Here is a 14436-nt window from a genome sequence, read left to right as displayed (position 1 = left end):
TCGGCGGAGGCCGCCTGCCGGTCGCGCGCGCAACCACTTCAGCCCCACGGGGGTTTCGGGTACGGGTGGGCCGCATAAGCTTTGCTGTCATGTCGAACCCTGATGAGCTGCTCGTCGCCATCTCCGCCGCTGTGGAGTCCGAGCGGAGCAATCAGATGTCGCTGACCGTGGTCGTCGGCGGCGCCGTCATCACCGGCCGGCTGGCTCCCGAGGCCGTGTGGAGGGAGCGGGTGGCGGAGGTCCTGAAGGACTCGGACCGTCTCGGCCCGTTCTCGGACGTCTTCGCCCGCCCGCCGGGAGGGAATCGGTCCGGTGGCGGCGAGGCGCCCACGCATCTGCACTTTCATCTCGCCCGGATCCTGCAGGGCAGTCTCGGGATCCCGGAGACGGGCGGCATGTACCGGGTCGCGATCAAGGACGTCAGCGCATGGACCGTAGGGGATCTCGTCCACTTCGACCGGTGAGACGCGGTCCCCGCCCCCCCGGCCTCGGTGGCAGCCGCCGTGCCCTGCGGCGCCCCGTCGCGCCGACGGGTCGGCCCTTGCGGTCCCGGGACGGCATTCCGCCGACGACGGTGGCGAGCCTCAGGCTCACGGAGCGGGCGTACGGAGCGAGCGCGTCGGTGACCTGCTGGGCCGGCTCACGCGTGGGGACGAGCCTCAGGCCGGCGGCCGACGCGTACGGGCCGGTACGGCGAGGCCGAAGGCGAGGGGCTTGCCAGGCTCGGTGCGGCCGCGGCCGAGTGCGTCACGGCCCGGCCAGGGAGTGGGGCAGGGCGAACTCGCACCCCGCCGGCTGTCGGTTTCCGGAACGCCGGAACGGTCGTATGTGCGATTGCTGCGTGCGCGGGTGGCATGAGTGCGGTTCATGCGGAACCTTCCTCGATGCGGGCGCGTATCAAGGAATTTCCGCAGCACAATGAGCGGCACAGAGAATCGCGAGAGCGGGGCGAAAAACTACAGGGGCCGAATCACCCTGGGAATGAAGCGAGCTGGGGCCGCACCCCAAGGTGCGGCCCCAGCTGCGAAGTATGCGTCAGTGCCGGTGCGTCAGGCGGGAACGATGTTCTCCGCCGTCGGGCCCTTCTGGCCCTGCGCGATGTCGAACGACACCTTCTGGCCCTCCAGCAGCTCGCGGAAGCCCTGGGTGGCGATGTTCGAGTAGTGGGCGAAGACGTCGGCGCCGCCGCCGTCCTGCTCGATGAAGCCGAAGCCCTTTTCCGCGTTGAACCACTTCACAGTGCCAGTAGCCATGTTGTTTCTCCTTCGGAGGCGGTGTACGGGAATACGCCCTGTGCGCATTCCGTGTCGCCGTGATGATCAGCCGTCGGAAAAACCTTCTGGCAACCACACCTGCAACTGAGTTCGACAGTAGCACGATGCGATCGGCCTTGCGTGGCGGAGAATTCCGCTCCGCCGGGCGGTCGAGGAATATTCGCCGTACCCCGCAGCTATTTCTCATTTCACGGGTACAGATATTCAGCAGCTCGAACAGCTCCCGGAACCGCCCCGAACCGCCCGGAACCGGATCAGTCCGCCAGCCGGTTGGCGGCAGCGGCGGCGATGCCTGCCATGTAGCCGGGGTCGTCGCTGGGCTGACCGGCGAGTTCCACGATGCCGAACCTGTGGCCGCTGCGGATCACGGCAACGCCGCCGGCGACCTTGCCGTCGCCGTTGAAGGCCGGGTACCAACTGCCCGCGCCCGCCTTGACGGTGAACGTGTGCCCCTTGCCGTAGTACCAGTGGCCTTGCGGCTCGTCCTGGCAGCCGCGCACCAGCTTGTCGAGCTGCTTCGCGTACGAGGCCGCCGACGTGTCGGTGGAACCGTCCGCGGCGGATTCGGTCAGTGAGGTGCCCTTGATGTCGAAGGTCCAGGTCACGTCGGCATAGGCGGCGGCCTTCCCCCTGGTCAGCTCTCGCATCGTCTCCTCGCCGGAGCATGCCGAGAGAGCCTGCTTCCCGGTCAGGTCCACCGTCGCGCGGACCGGGGCCAGGCCCTGCTGGAAGAAGTCGTCACTCTGCAGCAGGGCGGCGGAGCCGAGGCCGGGTCCGGCAGGCGCGGTTGCCGAACGGCTCGCGGAACTCGTGTCCGCTCCGGCGGCGGGAAAAGCGCCGATGCCGACCGCTATCAGGGCGGCACCGACGGCGGCGGCTGCTCCCGCGGTACGGCCGCGACGCGCGAACTTCCTGCGGGCTGCCTGGTTGTCGAACATCTCATCTCCTGTCTGGTCACGACGCGGTTGGCGTCGTCGTACGTCTGGGAGATGCCGGCGGTACGGGAGATGTTGGATGGTGATCTGCCGTGATGGATGTGATCCATGTCACTTCCATCAAGGAGTGGGGGGTGGTCTCAGAGCCGTGTCACGGCCGCACGGACGATCCGCGTCATGGCAGCCGAGCCCAGGCAGGCATCGACCTCCAGGATCCCGTAGTGCGAGCCGTTGCGGAGTACGGCGACGCCTCCACACGGCTCCTTGCCCCGTGGAGCGGTCCCTGTGGTGTTCAGATCGCCGCTGTAGACACCCATCCAGCTCGCGGTGATGTCCGCGGCGACGTCAACCGTGTGCGTCGGCCCGTAGACCCAGTGCGTGGCCGGTTCGCTCTGGCACGGCACCTCCTCCAGCAGCAGGCGTTCGGCGTAGTTCTGGGCCAGTGCCCGGCTTCCGGCGTCGTCGGCGACTTCGCGTGCGACCTGATCGTCGATGTTCCCGGCCTGGGTGGGGTCGCCGTCGGTCCCCGCCTTCTTGTTCGTCACCAATCCGCGGAAGTGGGCGCCGTACGCTCCCAGGGTCTCGCCGAGGGTCTTCTCGCCGGTGCAGGTCGCGTTGGCGTAGTTGCCGTCTCCGACGCGGTCCCGCACGTAGATTCGCTGGGAGAGACCGACTTTCCTGAACTCGGCCGCTGTCAACAGGTGTTGGCTCGTCATGGGCCCGCTCGCGGGCCTCGGAGCCGGAGAGCCGCTGCCCGGCGAGGACGCCGCAGCGCCCGGCCCCGTCGTCGGCGTTCCCTCGGCGGAGGGCGCGGGCAGCACGAACCGGCCGGTCAGCAGGCCGAGTCCGACCGCTACCGCCAGGATGACGACGATGGTCCGATGCCGCACGGCAGCACCCTCCCGGCCCGCGGTCGAGCCGATGCCAGGTGGGAGCGGGGAGCCGGGGCGTCTCAGAAGCCACCGCCGAGGCGGTCCCGCATGAAGCGACGAGCCTGATGGATGCGGTCCTTGACCGTGCCCAAAGGGGCGCCGGTGATCTCGGCGACCTGAAGGTAGGTCAGGTCGCCGAGATCGCGGAGCACGAAGGACTCCACCAGGGCCGGGTGCCGCTCCTCCAGTGCGGCCAGCGACTCCATGAGGTCCAGACGGGTCCCCGCGATGACGCTCGTCGTCCGAGGGTCGACACCGTCGGGAACGACCGCATGACTGTCCTCCGCGCGCCGGCGCATCGAGCGATACGTCGCCCTGGCGGCGTTCGAGGCGATCACGGTCACCCAGCCGAGGAACGAACCCCGCCCGCTGTACTCGTGCAGATGCGTGCTGATGGAGAACAGGGCGTCCTGCGCGGCCTCTTCGGCGTCGGCATGGTGCGGAAGGAACCGCGAGCAGCGGCGCATGACGGTGGGCCGAAGCCTGACGAGGAGGCGGTCCAGGGACGCCCGGTCACCTGCCTGGGCAGACGCCACGAGCCGCGTCAGCTCATCCTCCTCGAGCACCCTGCTGTCCCCCCGCTATCGTCCGACCTGGACCCCCACTGGGTCGCACGGAAGCCCCCGACCACGGCCGGCCACGGTCGGTCATGTCTCTCTCCGCCACCTCGCCCCGGAAAAATGTTGCCACATGCAGAAGCTAGGTCGTTATCTCCTCGAGGACAGGCTGGGAGCCGGTTCGTTCGCCACCGTCTGGAAGGCATACGACCCCGAGCTCGACACCGACGTCGCGGTCAAGGTGCTGGCCGACAACTGGGCGTCGAACGCCGATGTACGACAGCGCTTCCTGGCGGAGGCGAGGCTGCTCCGCAGGATCTCCAGCCCACGCGTGGTGCGCGTGCACGACGTCGGCGTCCAGGACGACCGGCCGTACTTCGTCATGGACTACGTCCGAGGCGGCACGCTGGCCGAGCAGACAGGGCACTGCGGGCCGGCGGAGGCGCTCCGGCTCGCGGCCGAGGCCGGGTACGCAGTCCAGGTGCTCCATGACGCGGGCGTCATCCACCGCGACATCAAGCCCTCGAACCTGCTGCTCGACACCGGCCGCACGCCCGCCGCCGTACTTGTCGCGGACCTCGGCAGCGCGAAGCAACTGGCCGACGCGTCGGGGCTGACGGTGACCACCGGCACTCCCGCGTACATGGCGCCCGAACAGGCCTTCCAGACCAGCGGGTTCGACGGTCGATCCGATGTGTACGCCCTCGGTGTCGTCGCCTTCGAGCTGCTGACCGGACGCAAGCCGTTCGGGTCGGGCGGTCGCACGGTCCTTCTGACGCGGGAGGCGCCGCCGTCGTCGTTGCCGCCCCTTCCCAGAGAGCTGGGGGTTCCGGACGGCATCGAAACACTGCTTCATGCTGCGCTGTCCATAGAACCTGACGAACGACCGCAGACCGCACAGGCGTTCGCGGATGCGCTCCTGTCACGGGAGAAACGGGAGCTGTCACAGGAGGAAGAGGAGTGGGCGCCGGGCGGGTCCTCGGGACCGACCCGCCTGATGGTCTGGCTTGCGGCGGTCGTCGTGTTCCTGGCGACAACGGTGCTGACCTGGTTGTTCCGTTGAGGGCGAGCGGACGCACTGCACCGGCCGGACCCGTTTCGGGGCACTGCGCCCGCCGCGCATGCTCAGTCGCCCTCGTTGATACGGCGCAGGAAGGCGCGTGTGCGTTCGTGGGCGGGGTCGGTCATGAGCTTCTCAGGGGGGCCCTCCTCCAGGACGGACCCCTGGTCGAACATGACCAGTCGGTCCGCGGCCGAGCGGGCGAAACCCATCTCGTGCGTGACGACGATCATCGTCATGCCGTCGTCGACGAGTTCCTTCATCACGGCGATGACCTCGCCGACCATCTCGGGGTCGAGGGCGCTCGTCGGTTCGTCGAAGAGCATCAACTCCGGCTTCATGGCGAGGGCGCGGGCGATGGCGACGCGCTGCTGCTGGCCGCCGGACAGTGCCGACGGCCGCGCCGAAGCCTTGTGTTCGAGGCCCACCCTCGCCAGGAGCACCTGCGCCTGCTCCCTGGCCTCGGCCTTCGGCGTGCCGAGGACCTTGGCCGGCGCGACGGCCACGTTGTCGAGCGCGGTCAGGTGGGGGAAGAGGTTGAAGCGCTGGAAGACGAAACCGATGTTGCGGCGGCGTTCGGCCACCGCCTTCGGCCGCTCCTCCAGCGGCCGACCGGAGCCGGACCCGCGCGGCCGGTAGCCGACCGGGCGGCCGTGCACGAGGATCTCGCCCTCGTCGATGCGTTCCAGGTGGTTGAGGCAGCGCAGGAACGTGGTCTTCCCGGACCCGGACGGTCCCACCATGACGACGACCTCGCGGGCCCGGACGTCCATGGAGATACCGTTCAGCACCCTGACGTCGCCGAAGTGCTTGACCACCCCGCGTGCCGACATCACCGCCGACGCGTCAGCCGACCCGGCGGGCACCCCGGCCCCATGACCCTCTTGTTCCCCGGCCTGCCTTGTGATCGGTTCCATGTCAGTGGGCCTCCTTGCCCACGAGCGCGGCGTCCTCGCGGCCGGTGGTGCGGCCCAGGCCGCCACCGGCGAGCCGTTCCCGCAGCGAGGGTGTGGCGATCACCTGTCCGGGATCCGCGAGTCTGCGCTCGATGAACCGCTGGACGAACGACCACACCGTCGTCAGCGCGAGGTAGTAGCAGGCGGCGACGAGGAAGATCTCGAAGGTCTTGAAGGTCGCCGAGTTGATCGACTGCGCGGTCAGGAACATCTCCTGCAGACCGATGACCGACAGCAGGGAGGTCGACTTCATCATCAGGTTGAACTCGTTGCCCAGCGGCGGAACGATGATCCGGATCGCCTGCGGCAGCAGTACGACCCGCATGGTCATCGCCGGGGTCATGCCCAGCGCCTGCGCCGCCTCCGCCTGCCCTGGATCGATGGCGTCGAGGGCCGCTCGGAAGATCTCGGCCATGTACGCGGCCTCGTTCACGGCGAGCGTCAAAGTGGCCGCCTGCACGACGCCGAGGAGCACGAGCCCGCCGACCTGGATGTCGGCGAAGCGGTAGATGCCCGCAGCGGCGAGGCCGTTGTAGACGAGGACGAGCTGGACGAGCAGGGGCGTGCCGCGGATCAGCCAGACATAGGTACGGCCGCCCCAGCGCAGCGGGGCAAAGCGGCTGCGCTGGGCCAGGGCGACGGCGAAACCGAGGAGCACACCGAGCAGTTGGGCGATGACCGATATGTAGACGGTGCGCCAGAGTCCGTCGAGGAACGCCCCGGAGGGCGAGAACAGGTAGTGCCAGAAGAACGGCCAGTCGAAGCCGGCCGGCTGCCCCGCGTCGGCGAGCACGGTTGCGTGGGTCACGTCGTCTTCTCTCTGCGCGCCTGCCGCGGAATCAGTGGGCGATGTCGTCGCCGGACAGGTTCCACTTCTTGAGGATCGTGTCGTACGCGCCGCTCTTGCGTACCGCTGCCAGCGCCTTCGTGAGCGCGTCGTGCAGGGACGCGTCGTCCTTGCGGGTCGCGGCTCCCACCTTGATGCGATTGAACGGTTCGCCGACGAGGCCGAAGGTGCCCGGCTGCTGCTTCAGCACATACGCGGCGGTCTCCAGCGTCGTGCCGTAGGCGTCCACCAGTCCGAGGCGCAGTTGCTGGAGGGCGTCGCTGTCCTTGGTGAACTGCCGGATGTCGATCTTCGGCTTCCCGGCCGCCGCGCACTTCGCGGACTGGTCGGTGAGGTACTGGACGATGGTCGTGCCCGTCTGCCCGGCCGCCTTCTTGCCGCACAGGTCGTCCGCGCTCTGGACGGTCTTGGCGTTCTTCGCGGCCACGACGAAGGTGTTGGAGGCGTACATGTACGGGACGAAGTCGACGACCTTCTCCCGTTCCGGCTTGATGTAGAGCTGGCTGATGATCGCGTCGCACTGCTTGGCCTGCAGCGCCGGGATGATCCCGTTGAAGCTGGTGTTGGCCCAGTTCGCCCGGACTCCCAGCTCGGCGGCCAGCGCGTTCCCGAGTTCGATCTCCGCTCCCACCGGCTTCTGGGCGGTGTCGTAGTACGTCAGCGGCGGCGCGCTGATGTCCGAGCAGTAGGTGATCTGACCGCCCTTCACGAGCGCACCCGCGGGCACCTTGACCGCTGCCGCCTTCGTGGCGGTGGCGTCGGTGCCGCCGGAGCCGGCGGAGCATCCGGTGAGGGCCAGGGCGGCCGCGGCGGCGGCGCCGGTCAGCACGGGCACCGATCTACGGGAGAAGGAGAGCGACCTGGCCATTTCCGAACCCCTTTGAGAGTTCGCGCTGTTGCGCGGCGATGTAAGTCAATGCCATAGTCGATAACGTTGACTATGACTGGGAAGCTAGGCCCGCCGCTCTTGGACTGTCAAGAAATCCCTTGTAACGCGGCGGTTAAAGAGGCCGCACCCCAGGCGGCCTCCGGCGCACTCGGGAAAGGGAACGATGTCCGCACTCACCGAACGTCCGCTCGCCGCGAGGGGCGGCGCATGGGCCGTCGCCACGCCCCACGCCGCGGCCAGCGACGTGGCGGCCGAGGTGCTGCGCGGGGGCGGCAACGCGGTCGACGCGGCGCTCGCCGCCGCCGCCATGCTGACGGTGGTGTACCCCAACCAGTGCTCTGTCGGCGGTGACCTGCTGGCCCTGGTGGGCACCCGGGACGGCGACATCCGCTTCGTCAACGCCGGCGGCCGGTCGCCCCGAGCCGTCGACATGGCGTCGCTGACGTCGGCGTACGACCTGATGCCCGTGCTCGGCGCCCTGCCGGTGACGGTTCCCGGCGCGGTCGCAGGGTGGGGCGTACTCGCCGAGACCTGGGGCACCCGTCCGCTCGCCTCGGCGCTCGCGCCCGCCGAGGCCGCCGCCCGTGAGGGGGTGCCCGTGGCTTCCGGACTGGCCCACGACCTCGCCCGCGAGAGCGGCCACTTGGCGCGCGATCCCGGCATGCGCGGCGTGTTCTTCGCCGACGGCGAGGTCCTCGCGGCCGGACAGACGCTGCGCCAGCCCCACCTCGCCCGCTCCCTGGCCCTGATCGCCTCGGACGGCCCCGCGGCGATGTACGGCGGAGAGGTGGGCGCGAGCCTGGTGAAGCTGCTCGCGGCCGGCGGCTCCGCGATGACGGAGGAGGATTTCGCCGCGCACACCGTGGAGCTCTCGCCGGCGCTCGCCGTGGAGTACGACGGGGTCGAGTACCTGTCGGCCGGTGCGAACTCGCAGGGCCTCTACTTCCTCCAGGGCCTCAAGGCACTCGACGTGGCCCGCACCGTCCGCGGTCCGCTCGACCCGCTGGGCCGCGACGCCGGCCTGGTCGCCTCCGTCCTCGCCTGGACCGCCGGTGACCGTGACCGGCACTGCGCCGACCCGGAGTGGAGCAGCGCCCCCGTCGACCACCTGCTGTCCGACGCGTACGCGCGGCACATCGCCGAGCACGCCTTGGCCGGCACGGCGGTCGACCTGCTCGCACAGCGCAAGGCGACCGGTGACACCGTCGCGGTGGTGGTGGCCGACGCGGACGGCACCTGGGTCTCCCTGATCCAGAGCGTCTTCCACAGCTTCGGCGCCGCGCTGCTCGACCCCGGCACCGGGATCGTCCTGCACAACCGGGGCGCCTCGTTCTCCCTCGACCCCGCCTCGCCCAACCAGCTGGCCGGCGGGAAGCGGCCGCTGCACACGCTCATGCCGGTCCTGGTCCGCGAAGGGGGCGAACTGGTCGGCGCGCACGGCGCCATGGGTGGACGCGCGCAACCCCAGGTGCACACCCACATGGCCCTGCACCTGGCCGCCGGTTCCGCTCCCGAACACGCCGTGTCGGTGCCACGCTGGGTCCTCGGAGCCATGGAGGCCGGGGTGACGACCGGCGCGGGCGTCGTCAGCACCGAGCCGGACGTGCCTCCCGCAGGCGTCCACACGATCGAGAGGGCGGGCTTCACCGTCCGGCCGCTCGGTGCGAACGACGACGGGGTGGGCCACGGCCAGTTGGTCCGGCGGGTCCCCGGGGACGGCGGACCGCACCTGGCGGCGGCCACCGATCCGCGCGCGGACGGTTCGGCCGTCGCCGGCTGACAGCATGGCCGGATACGCGACCATGGGAGCGAGCGACGTGGGGAAGGAAGCATGACCGAGAGCAGTGCCGGGACGACCAGGAGGGCGGGCCGGAGCCGGCTGCCCCGAGGCACCCTGAGCCAGGAGCTGATCGTCCAGGCGGCGTTCCGGGTCGCGGACTCCTCCGGTATGGAGAAGCTGACGTTCCAGGCCCTCGGCCGTGAGCTGTCCGCCCATCCGACGGCGATCTACCGGCACTTCCGCAACAAGGACGAACTGCTGCTCGCACTCATCGACGCCCTGCACGAGGAGGCCCTGGCCAACACCCCACCGCCCACGGACGACTGGGCCCACGACCTCATGCAGATCGCGATCCACACCCATGAGGCGTTTCTCCGCCATCCCCGGGTCGGGGCCCTGGCCGCCGCGCGCACCGCCCGGCGGGAGAACGAGTTCCGGTCCGTGGAGCGCAAACTGGACTGCATGCGCCGGGCCGGTCTCGACGACACCGAAGCCGCCCGCTACTACCGGGTCTTCGCCGACCTGGTGCTGGCCTACAGCGCCATGGACGCGAGCCTGGCCGCGCTGTCCCCGGAGCTCCGGGACGCCGACCTGCAAGCCTGGCAGACGGACTACCGCACACTGCCGTCCGACAAATACCCCAACATCGCGCGGGTCGCCCCACGGTTCGTGAACCTGGACGACCCCCAGAACTTCGTGACGGCCGTCCAGGCGGTCATCGACACCGTCCGGGCGAAGACGGAGCGCGGGGCCCGCCGCACCTGAGCGACAGCGCGCCCTTCACATGTCGTGAGGTACGTGCTCGAACGGGTCGAAGGACTCGTCGCGCCGGACCACGCACAGGGCCCAGATGATGAACCCGGAGAGCGCGATCATCACGACGGACCACACCGGGTAGTACGGCAGGGAGAGGAAGTTGGCGATGATGACGAGTGCGGCGATGGCCACGCCGGTGACGCGTGCCCAGGTCGCGGTCTGGAACAGCCCGATGCTGACGACGACGGCGACCGCGCCCAGGGCCAGGTGAACCCAGCCCCAGCCGGTCAGGTCGAACTCGAAGACGTAGTTCCGTGTGGTGAGGAAGACGTCGTCCTCGGCGATGGCCATGATGCCCCGGAAGATGTCGAGCAGGCCGACGAGGATGAGCATGACGCCCGCGAAGGCCGTCAGACCCCCGGCCCACCCCTGTTTCGTCGCGTCCGCCTGCCCTGTGTGTGTCGCGGTCATGCTAGTACCCCTTTGCGTGCCGCCCTGCGCGGGTCAGCGGCCGTAGGCGGAGGAGGTGGTGCCCGAGCCGTCTGCCGGCCCGTGGCCGGTCAGGACCAGTTCCTTCGCCTTGCTGAACTCCTCGTCCGTGATGTCGCCGCGAGCGCGGATCTCGGACAGCCTGGCGAGTTCATCGACGCTGCTGCGTGGACCCTGGTCGCTCACGGCCTCCCTGATGCGGGCGTCGAAGGCGTCCTGCTGTGCCCGGGCCTGCGCCATCTCTCGGCGGCCCATGTTCTTGCCGCGGGCGATCACGTAGACGAAGACGCCCAGGAAGGGCAGGACGACGGTGAAGACCAGCCAGCCGGCTTTCGCCCACCCGTTCATGGTGTCGTCACGGAAGATGTCGACGACGACGCGGAAGAGCAGGATGAACCACATGATCCACAGGAAGAACAGGAGCATGCTCCAGAAGACGCTCAGCATGGGGTAGTCGTACGCGAGGTACGTCTGCGCGCTCATGTCATTCCTCCATCCCGGGCGCTCGCCCGGCTCCATTGCGTGCTCGCTTCAGTGTGTGCACGCTCCAGGGCCCGTGCCTCACCCTCCGTGGGTGAGCGTGCGGGTGGTCCGGTCCGGCCGGTCAAGGGCCGGCCTGGCGACAGCAGCGCCGCCGACAGCAGGGACAGTGCCCGTCACCCGCTTGTCAGGTCGTCGCGGCGGGACTGCGCGAGTCCGGGCCGCGTGCCCTTCGGAGCGCGGCCCGCCATGCGAGGGCGACCGCCGCTTCGGCCAGACCGAGCAGGACGAGCCACAGGCCGAGCAGCCGGGTCAGGGCGCGGGCCGATTCAGCCGGCAGGGCGAGCACCACGATCCCCGCGACGATGCCGAGCAGCGCGACGCCCAGGACGACGCCGCGGTGCGGCATCTCCTTGTCGGCGATGGCCGTGTAGAGGGTGAGAACGCCGGACACCAGCCAGACGACGCCGACGATCAGGGACAGTGCGGCGATGGTCTGCAGTGGGTTCCGCAGGCACAGCACCCCGGCCAGGACGTACAGTACGGCCGGCAGCAGCCCCGGGAGCCGTTCGCCGCGTTCCTCCCGGCCGAAGCAGGCCACGAACCGGAACGCCCCGGTCACGAGCAGGTGCAGGCCGATGAGGACGGCCAGGACGTGCAGGGTCTCGTCCGGCCAGACCAGCACCAGGACACCCGGCACCATCGTCGCGACCGCTGAGCCCAGGATCCAGGTCCACGAGCGGCCCAGCTGCGCCAGTACGTCCGCGGTATCAGTCACCGGGCGCGGGGCCGCCCCGTCGGCAGGGGGTTCCGGTTCGGCAGGCGACGCCGGATCACGCGACATGGTCATGGCTCCTCCTCGCGCGATCGTGCGGGTCGCTCCCGGACCGCCGACGGGGCGGTGCATGGGGAGCCCCTGGCTGTCTCAGCGTCCCGCGTGCCACCCGACCGCCGGGTCACCCACGGCGGGTGATCGGACGGCACCACGGTGGCGACCGACCGGACGTGCGCCACCGGACCACGTGAGGCCCATGCAGGAGGTCGGTGCGCGAGCCCGTTCAAAGGCCGGGTGGCGAGCAGGGCGCGGCACCCGCCCGCGCCCCTTCCGGCTGCTCTCGTGTCGGGACTGTCAGTCGGCCTGGTCCTCCGGCAGTTGCCGCATCTCCAGGACGCGCAGTCCCAGCGACTGGAAGCGGGCCAGCAGTCCGTAGAGGTGCCCTTCGTCCACGACGGGGCCGAACAGGACCGTCTGGCCGGACATCACCACGTGGCCCAGCTCCGGAAAGGCCTTGGTGAGCGTTTCCGACATGTGTCCCTCGACGCGAATCTCGTAGCGCATGGGCAGTTCTCCCGCGGACGGCGTGGGGGGGCAGGCGGACGGCGCCTTCCCTGAGATCGTCCACCTCCCTGCCTGGCCGGACCTCACCCGGTACAGGTGACCCGCCGTCTGCTGCATATGTGATCTCGTGTGGTATCCGACGGCGCGGACCGGGCCCCTGGGACACGCCGGCCGGGCGTGCGCTCAGGGAGCGCCCGGTCTCCCGGGCCTGCGGTACCGGGTCGAGCCGCGGTGGAGAGGCTCGTGCCGTACACGCGAGGAGAAGCCATGGACGACTACCCTCCGATCGCCGATCACGGGCTGGTGGGCGACCTGCAGACCGCGGCGCTGATCGCCGCCGACGGCACCGTCGACTGGTGGTGCACCCCGAGGTTCGACTCTCCCAGCGTGTTCGCCTCCCTGCTCGACAGCGACCGCGGCGGTCACTGCCGGCTGGCCGCCGACCCCGGGGACGAGGTCACCGTCCGCCAGCTCTACCTTGCCGACACCGCGGTCCTGGTGACCCGCTACATGGCCCCGGACGGCGTCGGCGAGGTCCTCGACTTCATGGAGCCGGACCCGTCGACGACCCCCTCCGCCCGGCACCGCCTGGTCCGGGTGGCCCGTGTGGTGCGCGGCAGCCTGCCGTTCGAGCTGATCTGCCGGCCGCGCTTCGACTACGGCCGAGCCGAGCACTCCCTGGACCGCCTCGACGACGGGTCCCTCGTCTTCCACGGCCCCGACACGGACCTGCATCTGCAGGCCACCGCCCCGGTCGACCTCCACCCGGACGGCAGTGATGTCACCGCCCGCTTCACCCTGCACGCCGGTGACCTGGCAGCGATCGTCCTCACCAGCGAGAGCGGCGACGCGGCCTCCCGCAGCGGGCGGCCCGGCGGCCCGGCTCCCGACGCCGAGGCGATCGCCGCGGCCTTCGACGCCTGCCGCGCGTTCTGGCTGACCTGGCTGCGCTCCTGCCGCTACCGCGGCCGCTGGCACGAGATGGTCGTACGCTCCGCGATCACCCTCAAACTCCTCACCTACGCCCCCACCGGCGCCCCGATCGCCGCCGCCACGATGGGCCTGCCCGAGCAGATCGGCGGCGAACGCAACTGGGACTACCGCTACACCTGGATCCGGGACGCCTCGCTCTCCGTCCGCGCACTGATCGACCTCGGTTTCACCGACGAGGCGGGCGCCTTCCGCCGCTGGCTGCGCGAACGCCTCGACGCTGGCACGACCACCTCCGGCGAACCGCTCCAGATCATGTACCGCATCGACGGCGAACCCCACCTGAGCGAGGAGGTCCTCGACCACCTGGAGGGGTACCGCCGTTCCGCACCGGTCAGGGCCGGGAACGCGGCCGCCGACCAGATCCAGCTCGACATCTACGGCGAGGCCGCCTACGCCCTCGCGCAGGCCGGGGACATCGGCGGCATCCGGGGCTGGAAGGCCTTCGGCGGCCTTCTGGACTGGCTGGCCGACCACTGGGACCGTCCCGACGAGGGCATCTGGGAGACCCGCGGAGGCCGCCATGACTTCACCTACAGCCGACTCATGACCTGGGTGGCCTTCGACCGCGGCATCAAGCTGGCCACCGCCCACTCACGCCCCGTCGACATCGGCCGCTGGCTGGCCGCCCGTGACACCGTGTTCCACCAGATCGTGGACCGCGGCTGGAGCGAGAAGCGCCACGCCTTCGTCCAGCACTACGACACGGACGTCCTCGACGCCTCCCTGCTGCTCATGCCCCGGGTCGGATTCCTCGCCCCGACCGACCCCGACTGGCTGACCACCCTCGACGCCATGGACGAGGAACTCGTCAGCGACAGCCTCGTCTACCGCTACGACCCGGCCGCCTCCCCCGACGGGCTGCTGGGCTCCGAAGGCACCTTCAACCTGTGCAGCTTCCTCTACGTCGAGGCACTCGCCAAGTCCGGCCGCATCCACCAGGCCCGCTACGCCTTCGACAAGATGCTCACCTACGCCAACCACGTCGGTCTCTTCGCCGAGGAGATCGGGCCGTCCGGCGAGCAACTCGGCAACTTCCCCCAGGCGTTCACCCACCTGTCCCTCATCGACGCCGCGATCGCGCTCGACGAGGAACTCGACCGGGAAGAAGGCGCGGCCCGCTGACCGCCCGGCGTACGACACGACGCGAGG

At 70.1% G+C, this 14436-nt stretch carries 16 protein-coding genes and 1 pseudogene; 5 read left to right on the top strand and 12 right to left on the bottom strand.

What is annotated here, in order from left to right:
• Positions 1-89 precede the first annotated feature (89 nt).
• Positions 90-464, top strand: coding sequence for a hypothetical protein (locus tag ACFY1E_RS07170; protein ID WP_389072448.1), 375 nt, complete (start codon positions 90-92; stop codon positions 462-464).
• A 91-nt stretch (positions 465-555) separates the two neighbouring features.
• Here ACFY1E_RS07170 and ACFY1E_RS07165 read toward each other — a convergent pair.
• The 5 genes and pseudogenes from ACFY1E_RS07165 to ACFY1E_RS07145 all read right to left on the bottom strand — a co-directional run.
• A pseudogene (locus ACFY1E_RS07165) lies at positions 556-869 on the bottom strand (ATP-dependent helicase); the annotation flags it as partial.
• 180 nt (positions 870-1049) lie between these two features.
• On the bottom strand, positions 1050-1253 hold the full coding sequence (locus tag ACFY1E_RS07160) for a cold-shock protein (RefSeq protein WP_028799214.1): 204 nt from the start codon (positions 1251-1253) through the stop codon (positions 1050-1052).
• Positions 1254-1528: 275 nt separating this feature from the next.
• Complete coding sequence (locus ACFY1E_RS07155; RefSeq protein WP_389072446.1) at positions 1529-2212, bottom strand: hypothetical protein; 684 nt, start codon at positions 2210-2212, stop codon at positions 1529-1531.
• A gap of 137 nt (positions 2213-2349) precedes the next feature.
• Positions 2350-3099, bottom strand: a complete 750-nt coding sequence (locus ACFY1E_RS07150; RefSeq protein WP_389072444.1) for a hypothetical protein — start codon at positions 3097-3099, stop codon at positions 2350-2352.
• Positions 3100-3161: 62 nt separating this feature from the next.
• Positions 3162-3707: an RNA polymerase sigma factor gene (locus ACFY1E_RS07145; RefSeq protein WP_389072442.1), complete on the bottom strand. Its 546-nt coding sequence runs from the start codon at positions 3705-3707 to the stop codon at positions 3162-3164.
• Between the two features lie 124 nt (positions 3708-3831).
• On the opposite strand from ACFY1E_RS07145, the gene ACFY1E_RS07140 reads away from it, so the two are divergent.
• Positions 3832-4761, top strand: a complete 930-nt coding sequence (locus tag ACFY1E_RS07140) for a serine/threonine-protein kinase (protein WP_389072439.1) — start codon at positions 3832-3834, stop codon at positions 4759-4761.
• Positions 4762-4823: 62 nt separating this feature from the next.
• Here the strand turns inward: ACFY1E_RS07140 and ACFY1E_RS07135 are convergent, their stop codons facing one another.
• The 3 genes from ACFY1E_RS07135 to ACFY1E_RS07125 are packed head-to-tail and all read right to left on the bottom strand — an operon-like array spanning position 4824 to position 7429.
• Positions 4824-5675: an amino acid ABC transporter ATP-binding protein gene (locus tag ACFY1E_RS07135; RefSeq protein WP_389072437.1), complete on the bottom strand. Its 852-nt coding sequence runs from the start codon at positions 5673-5675 to the stop codon at positions 4824-4826.
• Between the two features lies 1 nt (position 5676).
• Positions 5677-6522 carry an amino acid ABC transporter permease gene (locus tag ACFY1E_RS07130; RefSeq protein WP_389072434.1) on the bottom strand — a complete coding sequence of 282 codons (846 nt, stop codon included), beginning with the start codon at positions 6520-6522 and terminating at the stop codon, positions 5677-5679.
• A 31-nt stretch (positions 6523-6553) separates the two neighbouring features.
• A complete protein-coding gene (locus tag ACFY1E_RS07125) occupies positions 6554-7429 on the bottom strand; it encodes an ABC transporter substrate-binding protein (RefSeq protein WP_389072432.1) in 876 nt (291 codons plus the stop codon).
• Positions 7430-7613: 184 nt separating this feature from the next.
• On the opposite strand from ACFY1E_RS07125, the gene ACFY1E_RS07120 reads away from it, so the two are divergent.
• The gene (locus tag ACFY1E_RS07120; RefSeq protein WP_389072429.1) at positions 7614-9230 is read left to right on the top strand and encodes a gamma-glutamyltransferase family protein; all 1617 of its coding nucleotides are present in this window, start codon (positions 7614-7616) and stop codon (positions 9228-9230) included.
• 51 nt (positions 9231-9281) lie between these two features.
• The gene (locus ACFY1E_RS07115; protein ID WP_389072427.1) at positions 9282-9995 is read left to right on the top strand and encodes a TetR/AcrR family transcriptional regulator C-terminal domain-containing protein; all 714 of its coding nucleotides are present in this window, start codon (positions 9282-9284) and stop codon (positions 9993-9995) included.
• Positions 9996-10010: 15 nt separating this feature from the next.
• Here ACFY1E_RS07115 and ACFY1E_RS07110 read toward each other — a convergent pair whose 3' ends face one another.
• The 4 genes from ACFY1E_RS07110 to ACFY1E_RS07095 form a co-directional block, all read right to left on the bottom strand.
• The gene (locus ACFY1E_RS07110) at positions 10011-10457 is read right to left on the bottom strand and encodes a hypothetical protein (protein ID WP_389072424.1); all 447 of its coding nucleotides are present in this window, start codon (positions 10455-10457) and stop codon (positions 10011-10013) included.
• 33 nt (positions 10458-10490) lie between these two features.
• Positions 10491-10958: an SHOCT domain-containing protein gene (locus ACFY1E_RS07105; protein ID WP_389072422.1), complete on the bottom strand. Its 468-nt coding sequence runs from the start codon at positions 10956-10958 to the stop codon at positions 10491-10493.
• A 184-nt stretch (positions 10959-11142) separates the two neighbouring features.
• The gene (locus tag ACFY1E_RS07100) at positions 11143-11805 is read right to left on the bottom strand and encodes an HdeD family acid-resistance protein (protein WP_389072419.1); all 663 of its coding nucleotides are present in this window, start codon (positions 11803-11805) and stop codon (positions 11143-11145) included.
• A 279-nt stretch (positions 11806-12084) separates the two neighbouring features.
• Positions 12085-12294 carry a hypothetical protein gene (locus tag ACFY1E_RS07095; protein WP_115906926.1) on the bottom strand — a complete coding sequence of 70 codons (210 nt, stop codon included), beginning with the start codon at positions 12292-12294 and terminating at the stop codon, positions 12085-12087.
• Positions 12295-12561: 267 nt separating this feature from the next.
• On the opposite strand from ACFY1E_RS07095, the gene ACFY1E_RS07090 reads away from it, so the two are divergent.
• Positions 12562-14409 (top strand): glycoside hydrolase family 15 protein, encoded by a 1848-nt coding sequence (locus ACFY1E_RS07090; protein ID WP_389072417.1) that lies wholly within the window; start codon positions 12562-12564, stop codon positions 14407-14409.
• The last annotated feature ends 27 nt before the right edge of the window (positions 14410-14436 follow it).

It is taken from the genome of Streptomyces sp. NPDC001604 (assembly GCF_042893475.1).
Lineage (GTDB): Bacteria > Actinomycetota > Actinomycetes > Streptomycetales > Streptomycetaceae > Streptomyces.
The sequence above is the reverse complement of the archived record's forward strand: the minus strand, read 5'-3'. Positions and strand labels throughout refer to the sequence as shown.